General features: G+C 46.9%; 20 protein-coding genes. 14 read left to right on the top strand and 6 right to left on the bottom strand.

The window, feature by feature from the left end:
* Positions 1 to 122: 122 nt before the first annotated feature.
* Positions 123 to 320 carry a hypothetical protein gene (locus HC229_RS02770; protein ID WP_191018906.1) on the top strand — a complete coding sequence of 66 codons (198 nt, stop codon included), beginning with the start codon at positions 123 to 125 and terminating at the stop codon, positions 318 to 320.
* Between the two features lie 214 nt (positions 321 to 534).
* Positions 535 to 729, top strand: a complete 195-nt coding sequence (locus tag HC229_RS02765; protein ID WP_191018905.1) for a hypothetical protein — start codon at positions 535 to 537, stop codon at positions 727 to 729.
* Positions 730 to 760: 31 nt separating this feature from the next.
* Here HC229_RS02765 and HC229_RS02760 read toward each other — a convergent pair whose 3' ends face one another.
* A complete protein-coding gene (locus HC229_RS02760; protein ID WP_191018904.1) occupies positions 761 to 1705 on the bottom strand; it encodes a LysR substrate-binding domain-containing protein in 945 nt (314 codons plus the stop codon).
* A 95-nt stretch (positions 1706 to 1800) separates the two neighbouring features.
* Here HC229_RS02760 and HC229_RS02755 point away from each other — a divergent pair, with 95 nt between their 5' ends.
* The 4 genes from HC229_RS02755 to can all read left to right on the top strand — a co-directional run bounded on the left by HC229_RS02755 (position 1801) and on the right by can (position 5100).
* The gene (locus HC229_RS02755; RefSeq protein ID WP_191018903.1) at positions 1801 to 2280 is read left to right on the top strand and encodes a Dps family protein; all 480 of its coding nucleotides are present in this window, start codon (positions 1801 to 1803) and stop codon (positions 2278 to 2280) included.
* A gap of 126 nt (positions 2281 to 2406) precedes the next feature.
* On the top strand, positions 2407 to 2688 hold the full coding sequence (locus HC229_RS02750) for a hypothetical protein (RefSeq protein WP_191018902.1): 282 nt from the start codon (positions 2407 to 2409) through the stop codon (positions 2686 to 2688).
* 63 nt (positions 2689 to 2751) lie between these two features.
* Entirely contained in the window at positions 2752 to 4431 is a 1680-nt protein-coding gene (locus HC229_RS02745; RefSeq protein ID WP_191018901.1) for a SulP family inorganic anion transporter, read from the top strand.
* Positions 4432 to 4458: 27 nt separating this feature from the next.
* On the top strand, positions 4459 to 5100 hold the full coding sequence (can, locus tag HC229_RS02740; RefSeq protein WP_191018900.1) for a carbonate dehydratase: 642 nt from the start codon (positions 4459 to 4461) through the stop codon (positions 5098 to 5100).
* Between the two features lie 168 nt (positions 5101 to 5268).
* Here can and HC229_RS02735 read toward each other — a convergent pair whose 3' ends face one another.
* Together HC229_RS02735 and HC229_RS02730 are read right to left on the bottom strand one after the other, a co-directional pair.
* Positions 5269 to 6471 (bottom strand): LETM1-related biofilm-associated protein, encoded by a 1203-nt coding sequence (locus HC229_RS02735; RefSeq protein ID WP_191018899.1) that lies wholly within the window; start codon positions 6469 to 6471, stop codon positions 5269 to 5271.
* A gap of 106 nt (positions 6472 to 6577) precedes the next feature.
* Positions 6578 to 7114: a superoxide dismutase family protein gene (locus HC229_RS02730; RefSeq protein ID WP_191018898.1), complete on the bottom strand. Its 537-nt coding sequence runs from the start codon at positions 7112 to 7114 to the stop codon at positions 6578 to 6580.
* Positions 7115 to 7362: 248 nt separating this feature from the next.
* Here HC229_RS02730 and HC229_RS02725 point away from each other — a divergent pair, with 248 nt between their 5' ends.
* Positions 7363 to 8211 carry an SDR family oxidoreductase gene (locus tag HC229_RS02725; protein ID WP_191018897.1) on the top strand — a complete coding sequence of 283 codons (849 nt, stop codon included), beginning with the start codon at positions 7363 to 7365 and terminating at the stop codon, positions 8209 to 8211.
* A gap of 179 nt (positions 8212 to 8390) precedes the next feature.
* On the opposite strand, the gene HC229_RS02720 is transcribed toward HC229_RS02725, so the two are convergent.
* Positions 8391 to 9104, bottom strand: coding sequence for a YetF domain-containing protein (locus HC229_RS02720; protein ID WP_191018896.1), 714 nt, complete (start codon positions 9102 to 9104; stop codon positions 8391 to 8393).
* 99 nt (positions 9105 to 9203) lie between these two features.
* On the opposite strand from HC229_RS02720, the gene HC229_RS02715 reads away from it, so the two are divergent.
* From HC229_RS02715 to HC229_RS02690, 6 genes are all read left to right on the top strand, one after another.
* A complete protein-coding gene (locus tag HC229_RS02715; RefSeq protein WP_191018895.1) occupies positions 9204 to 9755 on the top strand; it encodes a helix-turn-helix domain-containing protein in 552 nt (183 codons plus the stop codon).
* Between the two features lie 54 nt (positions 9756 to 9809).
* Positions 9810 to 10256 carry a response regulator gene (locus HC229_RS02710; protein ID WP_191018894.1) on the top strand — a complete coding sequence of 149 codons (447 nt, stop codon included), beginning with the start codon at positions 9810 to 9812 and terminating at the stop codon, positions 10254 to 10256.
* Between the two features lie 6 nt (positions 10257 to 10262).
* Complete coding sequence (locus tag HC229_RS02705) at positions 10263 to 12044, top strand: sensor histidine kinase (RefSeq protein ID WP_191018893.1); 1782 nt, start codon at positions 10263 to 10265, stop codon at positions 12042 to 12044.
* Between the two features lie 126 nt (positions 12045 to 12170).
* Positions 12171 to 12773, top strand: coding sequence for a DUF4142 domain-containing protein (locus HC229_RS02700; protein ID WP_191018892.1), 603 nt, complete (start codon positions 12171 to 12173; stop codon positions 12771 to 12773).
* 46 nt (positions 12774 to 12819) lie between these two features.
* A complete protein-coding gene (locus tag HC229_RS02695; RefSeq protein ID WP_176004279.1) occupies positions 12820 to 12978 on the top strand; it encodes a lmo0937 family membrane protein in 159 nt (52 codons plus the stop codon).
* A gap of 43 nt (positions 12979 to 13021) precedes the next feature.
* The gene (locus tag HC229_RS02690; RefSeq protein WP_191018891.1) at positions 13022 to 13294 is read left to right on the top strand and encodes a YtxH domain-containing protein; all 273 of its coding nucleotides are present in this window, start codon (positions 13022 to 13024) and stop codon (positions 13292 to 13294) included.
* Positions 13295 to 13820: 526 nt separating this feature from the next.
* Here the strand turns inward: HC229_RS02690 and HC229_RS02685 are convergent.
* Entirely contained in the window at positions 13821 to 14345 is a 525-nt protein-coding gene (locus HC229_RS02685; protein ID WP_191018890.1) for a hypothetical protein, read from the bottom strand.
* 116 nt (positions 14346 to 14461) lie between these two features.
* On the opposite strand from HC229_RS02685, the gene HC229_RS02680 reads away from it, so the two are divergent.
* Positions 14462 to 14884, top strand: coding sequence for an META domain-containing protein (locus HC229_RS02680; protein ID WP_191018889.1), 423 nt, complete (start codon positions 14462 to 14464; stop codon positions 14882 to 14884).
* Positions 14885 to 14993: 109 nt separating this feature from the next.
* On the opposite strand, the gene HC229_RS02675 is transcribed toward HC229_RS02680, so the two are convergent.
* Positions 14994 to 16799: an acyl-CoA dehydrogenase family protein gene (locus HC229_RS02675; RefSeq protein ID WP_191018888.1), complete on the bottom strand. Its 1806-nt coding sequence runs from the start codon at positions 16797 to 16799 to the stop codon at positions 14994 to 14996.
* Between the last annotated feature and the right edge of the window lie 79 nt (positions 16800 to 16878).

Below are 16878 nucleotides of genomic sequence, written 5' to 3'. Positions count from 1 at the left end.
GCGGATTCCGTTGTAAATTCTATTGTTAATTAACAACTCCATCTCGACTCAATCGATGTAATTTTTGATTACATTTGAGAGAACCAACAATCAAATTACCTCAATTAACGTTCAATCGCAGTATGAAGAGAACCATGTTTTCCTACACAAAAGAGATTCTGGAAAGAGTCAGTTTTGATCCTTCACTGTTCACCAAGGAACTGAAAAAAGCTTTAAAAGTCCTTCTTCCTTACGAGGTGGAACAATTAAAAGAATGGCTGGAGAATTTTACCACGGCCAAACCCGAACTGAAACCCTGTCTTATATACGTGAACAAATAAAATAAAAGGAGCTTAAACGGCTCCTTTTTTTATTTCAATTGCTTGTATTTTTTGTAAGAAAATTATTTAATTAATTTCATAAATTATGTATTTTATCGATATAAAAGGCATTTAATCGATGTTTTCTGGTGCTTTTTCTTGGTCGGAAACTTGAAGATGTTTAGTTTTACCTCAATGTTTTAATGTTTTAAAGAGAAACCCTAAATCTTACATTATGCCGCGAATGATTTACGATTACACTAAAAATGTGCTCGAGCGGGTGAGTTTTGATCCCAAACTGTTCGTAAAGGAGTTGAGGAAAGCCATTAAAGTGCTGCTTCCTTACGAAATCGAGATGTTAAAACGCTGGTTGGATTACTTTACCAAACAAAAGCCGGAACTGAAGCCTTGCCTGACCATCATCGATTGAACGAGAAGCCACATCGGCTTCTTTTTTTTGCCTATTTTTTATTCGGGAGCGGACTGATGATTTCCACATTCTGGAACACGATCGCGCCTTTTACAACTCCGGCAATCGTCGTACGAAGCGCATCTATGATATGAATCTTCAGCTCCGTCCTGGGGAAAATAAGACTTACCTCGCGCGACGGTTTCGGATCCTGGAAATGGTGCAGTTTCTTTTTGTCGGCTTCTTTGAGATCGAGCGTGTGGAGATAGGGAAGAAGCGTCGTGCCGAGTCCTTCGTCGGCGAGCTTTATCAACGTTTCAAAACTACCGCTGGCGATCGTGAAATGCCCGTTCTCGTTTATATCCGACCGCTTGCAAAGGTTTAATATGCCGTCGCGGAAGCAGTGACCATCCTGAAGCAGCAATATTTCATCGACATTCAGATCGGTAATCAACAGCTCTGATTTTGACGATACCGAATGACCTTCCGGAACGTAAGCCACGAATGGTTCGTAATACAATACGATTTCTTTCAGTTTTTCCTCCTGTAGCGGAGTGGCGGCGATAGCGGCGTCGAGATGGCCGTTTTTTAGGCGTGCGATGATTTCGTCGGTGTTGAGCTCCTCGATCACCAATTTAATTTTCGGATATTTCTTGATAAAGTTATTGAGGAACATCGGCAACAGCGTCGGCATGATCGTCGGTATGATCCCAAGGCGGAATTCGCCTCCGATAAAACCTTTCTGTTGGTCGACGATATCTTTGATGCGCGTGGATTCATTGACGATGTTCTTGGCTTGCGTGACGATTTTCTGGCCGATATCCGTAAGTTGGATCGGCTTTTTGCTGCGGTCGAAAATCAAAACGCCCAGTTCGTCCTCTACTTTTTGTATCTGCATCGACAGCGTTGGCTGGGTGACGAAACATTTCTCGGCGGCCAATGTAAAATTTTTGTGTTCGGCAACTGCGAGCACGTATTGTAATTGCGTAATGGTCATTTATTGGAATTTGTGATAAAAATAAGAAAACTATAATTTTTAATTATCGAAAATTGCTTTAAATTTAAGTTCCGAATTTCAAAATAATCAACTTTATGAAAACGAATATGTTAGGTCTTCCGGTGGCTGAGTCCGAAAAGCTTGTCGACGATCTCAATGTGCTCCTGGCGAATTTCCAAACGTATTACCAAAATCTTCGCGGCATTCATTGGAACATCCGCGGCAAGCGCTTTTTTGACCTGCACGTCAAATTTGAAGAGCTTTACAACGACGCCCAACTCAAGATCGACATGATAGCGGAACGCGTCCTTACGATTGGAGGAACGCCTTTGCACACTTTCCAGGATTATATCGACCACAGCAAAATCGCCGTCGGGAAAAAGGTCTCGAACGATGAAAAAGCCGTTCAACTGATCGTGGATTCGCTCGCGGCCTTGCTCAAAATCGAACGCGACATTTTGCAGAAGTCCGGTGAGATCGGCGATGAGGGTACGAATTCGATGGTAAGCGACTTCATTTCGGAACAGGAAAAAACAATCTGGATGATGAACGCCTGGCTTGAGGAAAGTATCTGATACTGAAAAGAATCGGCCTGGAATTGAAGATTTCGAAAGTTTCAGGCCGACGCTTTCCCGTTAAATTTATTTTAAATTAATCTACATAAGATTGGGAAAAAAGACTGAACCGTCTATTTTTGCCACATGAGAGCTATCGTAAGACTTGTTTTACTGCTGTTCGTCATTTTTCTTTCCACGCCGACCATCATCGGCATGATCAAGAAATCATGCGATACGACTTGCGTGTACAACATGTCCGAAGAGGAATGGTCTGCCAAGGAAATCAAGGCGGAACTCAAGTGCGATTACGCTTCCCATATCCCGATCTCGATAGAGGAAATGTCGGCTCCCGTCAAAGGCGGTGCTACCGACCTGGTCGATTCCTTCTCGGCCCGCATCCTCATTCCGCCTCCCGAACAGGTTTGATGCAATTGAATAGGACCGCGCAAAGTGCGCCTGTCCGTGTATTGTATTAAATCTCTAAAGGTCATGAAAAACACAAACATTTTTACATACCTCAAGTCTGATTTTGCGTCGGGTCTCGTGGTATTTTTGGTCGCGCTTCCGCTGTGTCTCGGGATCGCGCTTGCATCGGGTGCGCCTCCGTTGTCCGGAATCATTGCCGGCGTAATCGGTGGTATCATCGTAGGATTTCTCAGTAAGTCACATTTGAGCGTTTCCGGTCCGGCGGCCGGTCTTACGGCTATCGTATTGACGGCCATCACGGATTTCGGCGCGTTCGACATATTCCTGTTGGCAGTCATCATCGCCGGGGCGATACAGCTCGTGCTCGGATTCCTCAAGGCCGGGACGATCTCCAATTATTTTCCGAATAACGTCATCGAAGGAATGCTTGCGGGTATAGGCGTCATTATCATTCTAAAGCAAATCCCGCATGCCGTGGGCTATGACGCTGGTTTTGAAGGAGACGAATCTTTTGTGGAGAGCGGAGGTTCGAATACTTTTCAGTCGCTTATCGGTGCGCTCGATTACGTGCAAATGGGTTCCATCATCATTACCTTGGTGTCATTGGCGATCCTTATATCGTGGGACAAAGTCGGATTCCTGAAGAAACTCAGGTTGGTGCCGGGCGCCTTGGTTGCGGTTGCAGTCGGGATCATATTGAACCAGATTTTCATCAGCACCGGCAGCAGTTTTGCAATTTCGGGCGAGCATTTGGTCAAGCTTCCCATTCCTCAGTCGATTGGCGATCTGGCCAATTTTGTCACCTTGCCAAATTTTAGTGCGATCGGAAATACGAACGTTTGGGTAACCGGCGGGACGATTGCCGTGGTGGCCTCTATCGAAACCCTGCTTTGCATCGAAGCTGCGGACCGCATGGATGCGCAAAAACGATATACCGATACGAACGTGGAACTCAAAGCGCAAGGAATCGGAAACATCATCAGCGGAATGATTGGCGGTTTGCCAATGACATCTGTCGTGGTGCGTACTTCGGCCAACAACAACGCTGGCGCGAAGTCGAAGCTTTCGACGATCATCCACGGAACATTGTTGCTGATATGCGTGCTGTCGATGCCTGTACTTCTCAATAAAATTCCGTTGGCGACGCTTGCTGCCGTGCTTTTGCTCGTCGGATACAAGCTGGCCAAACCAGCGGTGGTCATGCACTTCTGGCATCAAGGTAAGTATCAGTTCATTCCGTTCATCGCCACATTGCTCGGTGTCGTATTTACCGACCTGCTTAAAGGCGTAGCATTCGGACTTGTAATCAGCGTGATTTTCATCCTTAGAGGAAACCTTAAAAGAGCGTATCACTTCCGAAAGGAGCAATATGCTGACGGGGACGTGATCCATATCGACCTGGCACAGGAAGTGTCGTTTCTCAATAAAGCAGCCATCAAAGTGACGCTAAGCAAGATTCCGGGAAATTCTAAAGTGATCATCGATGCGTCGGATACGGTCTACATCGCCCACGACATCCTTGACCTGATCAATGAATTTACCACCACCAGGGCCGTTGACGAGAACATACGCGTAAGGCTCAAAGGTTTCAAGGATGCCTACAACCTCGAGAATTCCGAGGAAGGCCTCAACAAAGTAAGCGTCCACCATCGCGAGGAAGCCATCAGGCGCCACGCCAGCCAGCAGTCGCGCAAAAGTGAATTTGCACCGACAGCCGAAGATGCAATGGACAAGAATGATTAATTTTAAACTTTAAAACGATCTGTGAAAATGGACAATTTTTATACAAAACTATTAGACAACAACAGAAAATTTGTAGAAGACACACTAAAACTCGACCCTGAATTTTTCAAGGATCTGGCTAAAGAGCAGCATCCTCCTTTGCTCTGGATCGGTTGCTCGGACAGCCGCGTCCCTGCTAACCAGATTACCGGGACAAGACCGGGAGAGGTTTTCGTTCACCGCAACATTGCCAACATGGTCGTCCACACGGACATGAACATGCTCAGTGTACTCGATTATTCGGTCAACGTACTCAAGGTAAAACATGTTATCGTTTGCGGACATTATGGATGCGGAGGCGTCAAAGCGGCGATGGGCAACCAGTCGATAGGCATCATCGACAACTGGATTCGCCATATCAAAGATGTTTACCGCCAGCACCAGGACGAACTCGACGCGGTTCAAAACGAGGAAGAGCGTTTCAATAAGTTCGTCGAGGTAAACGTCAAGGAACAGGTATTCGACCTGGCCAAGACTTCGATCGTGCAGGGCGCGTGGAGAAACGGACAGGATCTGACGCTTCACGGATGGGTTTACGGATTGAATTCAGGATATGTGACCGATTTGGAAGTCGATTTGGACTCCAATAAGGATCTAGACAACGTTTACCAGTTGCAATTCAAAAAGTAACTCGGTAGTTAAAAGTGACCCTTGGGCCGGAACGGAAGTTTCGGCTCTTTTTTTTAATTTGCGAATTAGCGAATTAGCGAATTAGCGAATTAGGGAATTAGCGAATTAGCGAATTAGCGAATTCGGAAATTGGTGAATTTGGAAATCGGTAAATCGATAAAGAACCGTCTATGCCTCGTGGTCGCTGTTCTCGTTGAAGGCGGACGGAAGCATTTGCGGGATGAACTTGATCAATATCGGAAGCAATAAACTACCGCCGGGCAATAAGAAAATCGTCAGCGACGGAATCGTTTTGCAGATGTCGAGCACTTGTTTTCGCATGCGTTTTTTTTCCTTTTCATCGAGATCGCGTTGGGTCGATTGTGCAAGTAGCCTGACCAATTCGCCGCTTTGCGTGATTTCTTTGACCAGTCGGCTGCGGTTGCGCTTTATCAAAACGATAACGCTCTCGGTCATATGATCGTAGAAATGCTTTACCGGATTCGAATAATTGAAATAGGCGATTTCTTTTTTGTGCTTTGAGATGAAATCGTTTACCTCGAACATACTTTCCTCTACCAATTTATCGGAAAGGCGAACGAATTCCCCGATTTTGTAAAGAAAATAACGCTCTTCGTTTTCGAGCACGCCATCACTCCACATTGACATTCCCGCGAGGTCGAGCAGATAATAACGCTCCAGCGGATTGTTGAAAAAACTAAGGTCGAGCGACTCGAGATTGCTCACGGAAACGTTCGAGAATTTCCCGAACCGAAGCGAGGCCTCGAACAAACGTATCAACAACGTATCGTATTGGGATTTGCGCACCTTGGTCTGCAAGGCCAACGAAACGACTCCAATTATGAGTTCTTCGGCGTTCTTGAGATATTTTTCAGGCAGGCTGCCGCTTTCGAGGAATTTCTGGAAGGCGATCACGTCGATGAACAACAAAGCATTGGTCACGATGTGCGAAAAATTTTTGCTGATGATGTTCTCGTTCGTCTGGACGCGCTCGTCTATGATGCTTTCCAGTTGAAGTGACGGAGGCTGTCCGGGCAGGACTTTCTTTAATAAACTAAGTCCTTTGGGATGCATTTCGTCGTAGAACGCAATAGTTTCGGCAACGAACATTTCGCGGTTGTCCACTTTTCTGATTTCCACATATAACCGGTGGAGGATCACAAGCAGCGCCAATTTGGAAACTTCCTCGTCGAGCCAGCCGTGGTTCTCGATCTTGCGACTCGTATAATAAGAGATGATATGGCCGTAGACGAACCCGGTTTTTCTGATCTCGCGATAAAAAACCTCGGCTTCCCCTGTCGGTTGGTCGCTTGACTTGCTGAGCCCGATAAAGTATTTGTCGATCCAGCCGTGTACCGATGGGTTTATCATGCGGCAAAGGTAATTATCAATTAATAATTAGTAATCAATAATTATAGATTGTGGTAAAAAAAAGTCGGAATGTGAGGTCCCGACTTTTCTGGAAATTTCGATATAATTATTTGATGATTCCCGCGCAAGCGATACGTCCGCCGGCGTCTCCTGTCGGCTGGGTGACGAAATCGTCGGCTTTTTCGTGCACGATAAGCCCTTTCCCGACGATATCTTTGGCAGGATCGCCGCATCCGATGCACCATTCCGAGGTGGTCATCGTAATGGTTCCGTTGCCGTCCTGGTCCGCAGGGAAATTGCCGATATCACCTTTGTGGTATTCGCCCTCTCCCCATTTGCCGTGTTTCTTTTTCAGCGGATTCCAGTGTCCGCCGGCAGACGAAGCGTCGTTGGTGGAACAATCTGCTTTTTCATGGATATGGATCGCATGTATGCCTGGCTTGAGCCCTGACATCGTCGCGGTAAAGGTGACTTTCCCGTCTTTCTCGGTGAACGTCGCTTCTCCGGAAACACCGCTATCCAGTTTTTGAGCCAGTCCCACCTTGATCGTTTTGGAAGGCGTGACTCCGGAATCTTGTTTTCCGCCCGATTTACAAGCCACCAATACGGCTAATGCACATGCTGAAAGGAATATTTTTTTCATTGTCATTGTTTTTAGGTCTTTCTCAAAGTTAGGCAATAAAGCGTTGCGGTTTCGTGGCGGTTAACAAGTGTTTAACGCCTTCCAGGTTTGTTTCTGCATAACCTCAGGCAAATCACCATGCGATGGACATGAGATCCAGCTATCTGAAGCGGCGCGTGCAAGTTCAGCCGATAACGTTGCATCGGACGGTTTAAATCCTGTAATGCCCGACAGCGACCACGGTCTAACTTTGCAGAAATACGAACGACATGGCAAAACCCACCATACTTCCCGAACAAACACAGTCGCGTCCCGGCAAAGAATCCAAAATGGCACCGGAACCCGAAATTGTCTATCCCGGATATAAAGGCAGCGCCAAATTAAAAGGAAGCGTCGCCCTTGTTACCGGAGGAGACAGCGGAATCGGGCGCAGCATATGCGTGTATTTCGCCAAAGAAGGCGCACACGTATCCATCGTATATCTCAGCGAAGACAAAGATGCCAAGGACACTAAGAAAATGGTGGAAGCAGAAGGAGTCAAATGCCTGCTCATCAAGGGCGACCTCAAAAGCGAGCGGTTTTGCAAGTCCGCTGTAGCGAGAACGGTCGAAAAATTAGGAAAGTTGAACATCCTCGTAAACAATGCCGCCCAGCAATTTCCAGAATCTGAAATCAAGGATATCAGCAAAAAACAATTGTCCGGGACATTCGAAACCAACATTTTCCCGATGTTTTATCTCGTTCGCGAAGCAGTCGAACACATGGGAAAGGGCGACACCATCATCAATACGACATCGGTTACCGCCTATCGCGGAAGCGAACACCTGCTCGACTATTCCAGCACGAAAGGCGCCATCGTGACCTTTACGCGCTCGCTTTCGACGATGTTGGTTTCCAAAGGCATTCGCGTCAACGGTGTCGCACCCGGCCCGATCTGGACGCCGCTCATCGTTTCCACTTTCGACGACGTCAGCGACTTTGGGTCAGATACGCCCATGAAACGCGCCGGTCAGCCCAGCGAGGTCGGGCCGTCCTACGTTTTCCTGGCGAGCAAGGATGCGAGTTACATTACCGGCCAGATCATTCATGTCAACGGGGGCGAAATGGTGGCCAGCTGATTTGGCCGCCTGCTGCGCACCGCGCTGTTCGCTCAAGCTTTTTCAAAAAAACGTTCGGGCCCGGTTTGGGGCGGCTTCCGTTGGTCGCCGCCCCAAACCGGGCCCGAATGTCGTTTTTTTGCGCAAAGGCTCTCCGCTTCCATCGCTGGCGGAAGGTGTCAAAACGCCATTGTTTAAAATCAGGAAATCCGCTTCTTGTCTATGGACGTAACCCATTCCTGTCGTTTGCACTCGGGACAAATATGAGTATCGGTAGGCGCGATCTGTTCGGTATGTCCGCAAAAACTACAGGAATAAATGCCGTCGGACAGGATCGACCGGTGTTTTTCGGCATAAAGCTCCGGCAGTATCGGCAGCCCGAACCGCACGTCGGCATCGGCATAAAAATAGAGGCTGACCTCTCCCGAGACTTCGATTATCGCCTTTTCGATCTGGCCAAGATGAGAAACGCTTTTGACGCGCATTTCCGCAAAGAACTCGTCATAGCCAAGATTTTCCTTGTTGAAGTTCGAAATCGAGAATTTTCCATCGTTCACGAGGCAGATCGGTTTGCCCTCTATGAGCTGCTCGAATTTTTCGCTTTTGAAAACGAGGTGGGTCGTAATCTTGTACAGGATGATGATGCTTGACAGTACGACCACGGCATTGACGAGCCCAACATCTTTGTAGAACATGGGATCTCCGGCCGCTGAGCCGAAACCGATGATGATCACCAGTTCGAAAACAGATAATTGTTTTACGCCTCTTTTTCCCAGGACGCTGAGCGCGCAAAGGATCACGACGTACATGATGGCGGTACGCAGGACGATTTCCCAGTGGAAGCTCCAGTCCTCGCTTCCGCGAAGGAAGGTTTCCCAATCGAAACCCTCGGATGGTGTTGCATTTTCTTGCATGATGGTCAGTTATTCAAGTTCAAAATACGAAAATTATATGACAGAACATTTTGCAGCTTTTACGGTTTTTACTATATATTTACATAAAATCAAACCTAGATGAAGCTTTACGTAAAGTATGATATAAACCTCGCCTGTAAGGTGATTTTGCAGGAAAAACTCGAAGATTTCGGTATCGAATACGAACTCAAGGAATTAGGTGAAGTAGAAATACGAGGCACGCTGCAACCGGATCTCCAAAAACAGCTGGAAGCGGCTCTCGAGCGCTACGGGATCAGGATCGTGAGCAACCATAAAAATACACTCATCGAGAAGACCAAGGATATCATCATCGAAATGATATACGAAAAGGAAAAGCTTCCGAACACCAATATATCCACCTATTTGGCCGACAGGCTCAACCATAGTTACGGCTATATATCGAACCTGTTCTCGGAAGTCACGTATTCGTCCATCGAGAACTTCATCATCATCCAGAAGATCGAGCGTGCCAAACAACTCATAATCGAAGGAGAACTGACGCTAACGGAAATCTCGTACCAGCTCAATTACAGCAGCGTGGCCCACTTGAGCAACCAATTCAAAAAAACCACGGGCTTGACACCGACCGCATTTCAGCGCATCATTAAAAAGAGGGCAGGGGCGCGTTAGGAATTGTTTAAGGAATAATGTACTTTTATTCCTTCCAAACAAGCCACCGAAAAGATGAAACCTATCAAAACGCGCATACTGCTCGCGGACGACGATGAGGACGATCGCCTGTTTTTTGCAGATGCACTGGAATCCCTGAAAGCCGAGACCGAAATCACTACGGTTCACGACGGCGAAAAGCTCATGGAATTCCTTGAAGATGAAAACAATGAATTGCCCCATATTCTCTTCCTAGACCTGAACATGCCCTGCAAAAACGGATTCGAATGTCTTGACGCGATCCGTCTCAGTGAGCGCCTGAAGCACATGACCGTAGCCATTTATTCGACATCTGCAGAGGAGCGCGATATCGAGACGGCCTTCGTAAAAGGAGCCAATGTCTACATTCGCAAGCCCAGCGACTTCGACAGCCTCAAAAAGGCGTTGACCGACGTGCTCAATGTCAATTGGCAGTTTCACACCGGAGGATTGAACAGGGACACTTTCCTATTCAGTATTTAAATGCCTATGAAATTACGGAAGCTCACATCGCCGTCAACGCTACTGACCGTGGCTTTCGTCATTTCGGTTTTTCTGCTGTTTTTTATAGCGAGCATTTCGTTCAAGCAAATCAGCACGCTCAACCGGACCCAGGAAGCCATCACGTATTCGCTCAACATCCGGGTGGATCTCGAGCGCCTGTTCTCTGAACTCAAGGATGTGGAATCGGCTAACCGCGCCTTCGTGTTGACGGGAGACGAGCGCTATCTCGAACCGTATCGCTACAGTCACGTCAGCATCAACAAATCGCTGTTGGCCATCGGGAACAAAGTAGGCGGAAACAAGCAACGGCAAAAGGAATTCGATGTACTGTACAAACTCATCAACAAGCGATTCGAGACACTTCGCGACAATAAGATACAGGCCAGGAAATACAAAGCGGACGACCCTGAATTCCTCGCGTCGTTATGGCGTGGAAAGATGGTCATGGACCAGATCCGCGTTCAGATAAACCGCATCATTTCACATGAAACCGGTATTCTGGAACGACAGGAAGCGGACCATCGCAACGAGATCACATTCACTCCTTTTACTTCCTCGTTTCTCGTTATCTTTTCGATTGCGATCTTCGTGCTGACGTTTCTTACGCTAAAATCCAATCTCAAGCGCACGGGCTCGCTCAACCAAAAGTTGCGCCTGACCAATAAAACCTTTGAAAACGCCGAACGCATCGGCCAGATCGGGCATTGGCAATATGACCTTGACAGGCAGGAGTTGACTTTATCGGACAACCGCTATCGATTGTTGGGATGCGAAACGGGTGAGTTTGAACCTACGATAGCTGAATTTTTAAGATTCGTGCACAACCAGGATCGCAAAAGGGTAGAGGAATGCTTTCTCAAGTCCAGGAACCTCACGCCATTTGCAGTGAATTACAGGGTCGTTCGAAAGGACAAGAAGATACGCTATTTCAGTACGACGAGCCAGTTGATCGAAACGAAGGACGGCCGCCAGATCATCATCGGCATCGATCGGGATGTGACGACACAGCATCGCAGTACGGCCAAACTCGAGCAACGCAACAACGAACTCAGGGTCAGCAATTCGGAACTCTCGTCTTTCAACCACATCGTAAGCCATGACCTCCAGGAGCCGATGCGCAAAATCCAGATGTTCATTTCGCGCATAGACAACGACGACTTGGAAAAGGTGTCGGATACGTCGCGCAATTACCTTTCGCGCATCCAGTCATCGGCCAACCGCGCCCAAAAACTCATCGATGACCTGCTCGTCTACACGCGCATGAACCGGAACGACAAAAAAGCCGAACCTACCGATCTCAACGAATTGCTCGACAACGCGAAAATCGACATGGCCCAGGCGATAGAGGAAAGGCATGCGCTTATCATTGCGGACAAACTTCCTACGGTAAAAGTTACGCCTTACCAAATCCAGCAGTTGTTCGTAAACCTTATCAGCAACTCGATTAAATATGCTAAGGAAAACGCCAGGCCGGAGATCAACATCACCTATTCGGTAATTGACGCATCCCAGGTCCAGGAAATAAACAAGCCGGGCGGTAAGAAATTCCATCGCATTGTTTTTTCAGACAACGGTATCGGCTTTGAACCGGAATACGAAAAGCGCATCTTCGTGCTTTTCAACAGGCTGCACGACAAGGAAAAATACTCCGGAACGGGAATAGGGCTGGCCATTTGCAAAAAGATGGCGGAGAGTCATGGCGGCTATATTTTCGCGAAGGGCGACCCAGGGAACGGGGCAACTTTTACCGTTTACCTACCGCAATAACTGCTTAAACAGTTCTTAAAGAGGAATATTGCAAGATTACGGAAATATCCTGTAACGGTTAATGCCTCGTATTTTGGGAATTTTGTAAACAACAAATACAAATTACAAATAACTAAATCCCAAACGATGAAAAATTCTTATTTCCTCAGATTGTGCGCACTTTCAATGTTCTGCCTTGGCGCCTTTACACTAACGGTCCAGTCTTGCAACAAAAAAGAAGCCGCTGACACAGAAGAAGTTGCCGAAGAGCAAAACGAAGCCAAATTTGACAATGATTCAACCGGTGTAGAAAACGAAGCAAAGGAAAATGATTCGGATTTCCTTATGAAAGTAGCCGAAGTCGATATGAAAGAGATCGAACTTGGGAAACTTGCCCAGAAGAGCGCTAACGCCGATGTAAAAGCATTAGGTACGATGATGGTGGATGCCCACACGAAATCATCTGCAGAAATGAAAGCGCTTGCCGCAGCAAAAAACATCAGTCTTCCGGCCGGACCAACTGAAGATGTTACCGAAACGGTCCAGGATTTCAACAAGAAAAAAGCTGACGAGTTCAACAAGGACTATGCAGATAAAATGGTAAAAGGGCATGAAGAGACCATCGAGAAATTCGAAAAGTACATCGCTGACGGTACCGATGCGGAAATCAAGGCTTGGGCCGAAAAAACACTTACTGGTCTGAGAACGCATCTGCAACATTCGAAAGATGTTCAGTCGAAATTAAAATAACCACAACCTCAATAACAAATAAGTCTAACTAAAACACACAGAAATCATGGGAAATCTTTTGTACACCATCGCTGTAATCCTGGTAATCCTTTGGGCTATCGGATATTTCGGAGGCTTCGTAGCCGGGAACCTAATCCACATTTTGTTGGTAATCGCGATCATCGTCGTATTGCTCAGAGTAATCCAGGGAAGACGACCACTTTAAGTCACGCTGTAATAATCAACGTCTAATCACTAAAATCAATATCATGAATAAGAATGTATTGGTAGGTCTATTCGCCGGAGTTGCGATTGGCGCTACACTAGGAATTCTGTTCGCACCAGATAAAGGGAGCGAAACACGCAAAAAAATCAAAGATAAAGGAAACGATATCAAAGGCCAGGCGGTGGACAAATACGGTAATATCGTAGATGTCGCCAAAGAAAAGTTCGACGCCGTAAAATCGAAATTCAACGATTTGACCGGAAGAGCTGAACAAACGGCCAACGGAATGGTGGAGAAGGCAAATTCTGCAGTCTAAACCTATCGTTTAAAAACAAGAAAAGGATCGTAGCAATACGGTCCTTTTTTTTTGTTGTGATCTGACGCTTTATGAAGGAAAATTCGGAGACGGTAAATTACAACAATTCAATCCGATCCAATCGCGATAATGGGGAATTTTTTGATTGATTTCATGCGAAAACTACCAAGAAAAATTTTAGTTTGTCCATGATTTTTCGTTCAAATAAAATCCTGTAACAAATCAAAAAAATCGTGTAACGAATCCGCTTTGGAATAGATGCATCTTTGTCATGTAGATCATCATAAAGATTCAAGGGACTACAATAAATGTTTGTTTGGTTTTTGCAGGATGTATACTATTACTCTCTAAATAATATACTCATGCAAGTTAAAAGCGGCCGCTTCCTCAAAGGCCGCTTTTTTAATTTATTGAAGTCGCCAAAGCACTAAGTTCGCCTATTTAATACTTACAATTGCCGGTTTAGGAACGCATCGCAAAAATCGCCTGACGATCCAATGTAATATCGGCATGTCATCAACTACATCTATTTGCTCTTTTCCCCGACAAAATAATCGCTCTGCAACTTGAACATTACGTTGAACGTCGTCAGTGACCCGTAAATGCGTGTGATATACTGTTGCAGTTCGACCTTCTCGGAATTGTCAAGATTGCTTGCGTTTATTTTTTGTTCCATGACGCGCAGTCGGTCGCGGACCATGACGATTTTGTTGAAGAACGTATCGATCGGGACATCTTTGCCCTGCACGCCGTTTTGGCCGGGTTCGAGCTTTAGGTTGCCGCCTTTCCATTTGTCGGCAATCGGTACGGTCTCGGTTACATCGCTCCATTTGCGCAGGATCGACTTCAACGATTTTTCGACGTCGAAGAAGCTCACCGTGTCGACTTCGTTTTCCGAAGCTTCAATCACATCGAAAGTGTCGTCAAGCGCGATGGTTTCCAATCCGCCTTCAATAAACGTAACCCAATATTCTTTGGACGAAACATTGGTCACGACACCTTTTCCATATTCAGGATGGTTGATGCGCGACCCGATTCCAAGTAATTTCATAATAGTAGTTTTTAATCGGGCTAAAAATAAGCAACCGGGACGGAATTTCCATAGCTGTCCCTGACTCCGAATGGTTAAAATCCGTAAATTTAATTGACAACACAAACTCATCGAATATGAAAAAACTGATTCTTTTCTCCATCTTCGCCTTAATGGCATCATGCAAAAGCAAACAACCAGCTGAGCCTCAGTTCACGAAATCCGGCGCGCTCGACGGAAACTGGGTATTGGAGTATGTCTCGGGAGGCGATTTGGGAACCCTTTATCCGGGAAATCCCCCGACGTTGTTTATCGACCTGAAAGAGAATCGCGCTTCAGGGAAAAACGGGTGTAATAATTATTCCGGGCCGATCACCGTGGTTGGGAATAAGCTCAATTTCAGCGAAAATATGATTACCACTAAAATGTTCTGTCCAGGCGACGGCGAAAAAACGTTCATGGGCGCGATCCAAAAGGTAAACGCTTACGACATCTCTACAGACGGTAAACTACAGCTGATGGCGGGTGATATGGCGATCCTGCGTTTCGTAAAAAACTAAAGCGCCCCGGGAACCAGGACGCTTCAACTTAACTAAACTATTATTAACAACTATTTTCGTGGCGGCATCTTTTGTCTCAACTTAGGTTTGGCAGAAGATGCCGTTTCTTTTAAAAAGGATATCCGTTGGCCGAAACGACTTTTTGTGCAATCGTCTCGCGAAGCGCCACGACGTTCGGCATGTTGGCGTACTTCGTGAAACGGCGCAATCCCATCATCATGATGCGTTGCTCGTCCCCTTCGGCAAAAGAAGCGATTCCTTCTTTCCCTTTGCTTTGGACGATATCGACCGCTTTGTAGAGATAAAGTTGCGCAGCTGCGATTTGCCCTTCAGCGGCGTCTTTCCCAACCGATTTTACGAGTTTCTCCGTTCTCAGTATCGTCGATTCGGCTAGATAGATCTCGATCAGGATATCGGCCGCAGCCATTAGCAATTGCTGATGGGAATCGAGTTCGGGGCCGTACTTCTGGACCGCGCCTCCGGCTACCATCAAAAACGTCTTTTTCAGCTTGGCGATGATTTCTTTTTCTTCGCTGAACAATTCCGCAAAATCCGGAGTGTTGAAATCCGGAATTCCCATGAGTTCTTCCTGTACTTTCATTGCCGGACCAAGTAGATCGACGTGCCCTTTCATGGCTTTCTTGATGAGCATGCCAACCGATAGCATACGATTGATTTCGTTCGTGCCTTCGTAAATCCTTGAAATACGGGCATCTCTCCAGGCCGATTCCATAGGCGTGTCTTCCGAAAAGCCCATTCCGCCAAAAATCTGGATGCCTTCGTCTGCACAATTCTGGACGTCTTCCGAAACCGCGACCTTGATGATCGAACATTCTATCGCATATTCCTCAACGCCTTTCAACTCGGCTTCCTGATGTCCGGCTCCGGCCGCCTCACGCGCTTCGATCCTGGTTTGGATGTCGTGTGCCGCGCGATACGTGGCGCTTTCGCCAGCATAACAATTTGCCGCCATTTCCGCCAATTTTGCCCGAATTGCGCCGAATGACGCGATTGGAGTATTGAACTGCACACGGTCGTTTGCATATTTTGCCGCCTCCGAAGTGATACGGCGTTGTGCGTCAAGACAAGCCGCACCCAACTTGATGCGTCCGACGTTCAGCGCATTCATGGCGATCTTGAAGCCGTTTCCGCGTTCGGAAAGCATGTTTTCTACCGGAACTTTGGTTTCGTTGAAAAAAACTTGTCGTGTCGAAGAGGCGCGAATTCCGAGCTTGTGTTCTTCCTCACCCAAGGTAATGCCATTCGACAGATCATTTTCGACGATGAACCCGGTGATGTTTTTGTCGTCTTCGATACGCGCAAAGACGATGAAAAGCGAACAGAAACCGGCGTTCGAAATCCACATTTTCTGTCCGGTTATCGAATAATATTTTCCATCGGCGGACAAAACGGCTTTGGTCTTACCGGAATTGGCATCCGATCCCGCTCCCGGTTCGGTCAGGCAATAAGCGCCGAACCATTCTCCAGAGGCAAGTTTAGGCACGTATTTTTTCTTCTGTTCTTCGGTTCCGTATAGCGTAATGGGCATCGTCCCGATCCCGGTGTGTGCGCCGAAAGCCGTCGAAAAGGATCCCGTCGCTCCCGAAATGTAGTCACAGACCAGGACCGTATCGACGAATCCCAGGCCGAGCCCACCGTATGCCTCGGGGACGGAAACACCCAAAAAGCCCATTTCACCCGCTTTGCGCATCGAGGCTTCGGTATATCCGTAATCTTTTTTTTCGAACTTTTCTTTTTGCGCCCAAAGTTCCTTGTCGGTGAATTCTTTCACGGAATCCCGCATCATGCGTTGCTCTTCGGTAAAGTCTTCGGGTGTAAAAATGTCCTCGGACCTGGTTTCCTTTGTTAGAAACTGCCCGCCGCGGGTTACGTCTTTTTCGATTGCTGTTTCCATTTTATTTTGTTTGGCGGTCTCGCTTTGCTCGACCGGATTAGTTTTTCGTCTGGCGGCCTCGCTGCGCTCGGCCTGGTTT

Source organism: Flavobacterium selenitireducens, assembly GCF_014748335.1.
Lineage (GTDB): Bacteria > Bacteroidota > Bacteroidia > Flavobacteriales > Flavobacteriaceae > Flavobacterium > Flavobacterium selenitireducens.
This window is presented reverse-complemented; position numbering and strand designations above follow the sequence as displayed.

Excerpts from the sequence above, each read along its gene's own strand:
- HC229_RS02770 (WP_191018906.1), top strand. The coding sequence starts at position 123 with ATGAAGAGAACCATGTTTTCCTACACAAAAGAGATTCTGGAAAGAGTC.
- HC229_RS02765 (WP_191018905.1), top strand. The coding sequence starts at position 535 with ATGCCGCGAATGATTTACGATTACACTAAAAATGTGCTCGAGCGGGTG.
- HC229_RS02760 (WP_191018904.1), bottom strand. The coding sequence starts at position 1,705 with ATGACCATTACGCAATTACAATACGTGCTCGCAGTTGCCGAACACAAA.
- HC229_RS02755 (WP_191018903.1), top strand. The coding sequence starts at position 1,801 with ATGAAAACGAATATGTTAGGTCTTCCGGTGGCTGAGTCCGAAAAGCTT.
- HC229_RS02750 (WP_191018902.1), top strand. The coding sequence starts at position 2,407 with ATGAGAGCTATCGTAAGACTTGTTTTACTGCTGTTCGTCATTTTTCTT.
- HC229_RS02745 (WP_191018901.1), top strand. The coding sequence starts at position 2,752 with ATGAAAAACACAAACATTTTTACATACCTCAAGTCTGATTTTGCGTCG.
- can (WP_191018900.1), top strand. The coding sequence starts at position 4,459 with ATGGACAATTTTTATACAAAACTATTAGACAACAACAGAAAATTTGTA.
- HC229_RS02735 (WP_191018899.1), bottom strand. The coding sequence starts at position 6,471 with ATGATAAACCCATCGGTACACGGCTGGATCGACAAATACTTTATCGGG.
- HC229_RS02730 (WP_191018898.1), bottom strand. The coding sequence starts at position 7,114 with ATGAAAAAAATATTCCTTTCAGCATGTGCATTAGCCGTATTGGTGGCT.
- HC229_RS02725 (WP_191018897.1), top strand. The coding sequence starts at position 7,363 with ATGGCAAAACCCACCATACTTCCCGAACAAACACAGTCGCGTCCCGGC.
- HC229_RS02720 (WP_191018896.1), bottom strand. The coding sequence starts at position 9,104 with ATGCAAGAAAATGCAACACCATCCGAGGGTTTCGATTGGGAAACCTTC.
- HC229_RS02715 (WP_191018895.1), top strand. The coding sequence starts at position 9,204 with ATGAAGCTTTACGTAAAGTATGATATAAACCTCGCCTGTAAGGTGATT.
- HC229_RS02710 (WP_191018894.1), top strand. The coding sequence starts at position 9,810 with ATGAAACCTATCAAAACGCGCATACTGCTCGCGGACGACGATGAGGAC.
- HC229_RS02705 (WP_191018893.1), top strand. The coding sequence starts at position 10,263 with ATGAAATTACGGAAGCTCACATCGCCGTCAACGCTACTGACCGTGGCT.
- HC229_RS02700 (WP_191018892.1), top strand. The coding sequence starts at position 12,171 with ATGAAAAATTCTTATTTCCTCAGATTGTGCGCACTTTCAATGTTCTGC.
- HC229_RS02695 (WP_176004279.1), top strand. The coding sequence starts at position 12,820 with ATGGGAAATCTTTTGTACACCATCGCTGTAATCCTGGTAATCCTTTGG.
- HC229_RS02690 (WP_191018891.1), top strand. The coding sequence starts at position 13,022 with ATGAATAAGAATGTATTGGTAGGTCTATTCGCCGGAGTTGCGATTGGC.
- HC229_RS02685 (WP_191018890.1), bottom strand. The coding sequence starts at position 14,345 with ATGAAATTACTTGGAATCGGGTCGCGCATCAACCATCCTGAATATGGA.
- HC229_RS02680 (WP_191018889.1), top strand. The coding sequence starts at position 14,462 with ATGAAAAAACTGATTCTTTTCTCCATCTTCGCCTTAATGGCATCATGC.
- HC229_RS02675 (WP_191018888.1), bottom strand. The coding sequence starts at position 16,799 with ATGGAAACAGCAATCGAAAAAGACGTAACCCGCGGCGGGCAGTTTCTA.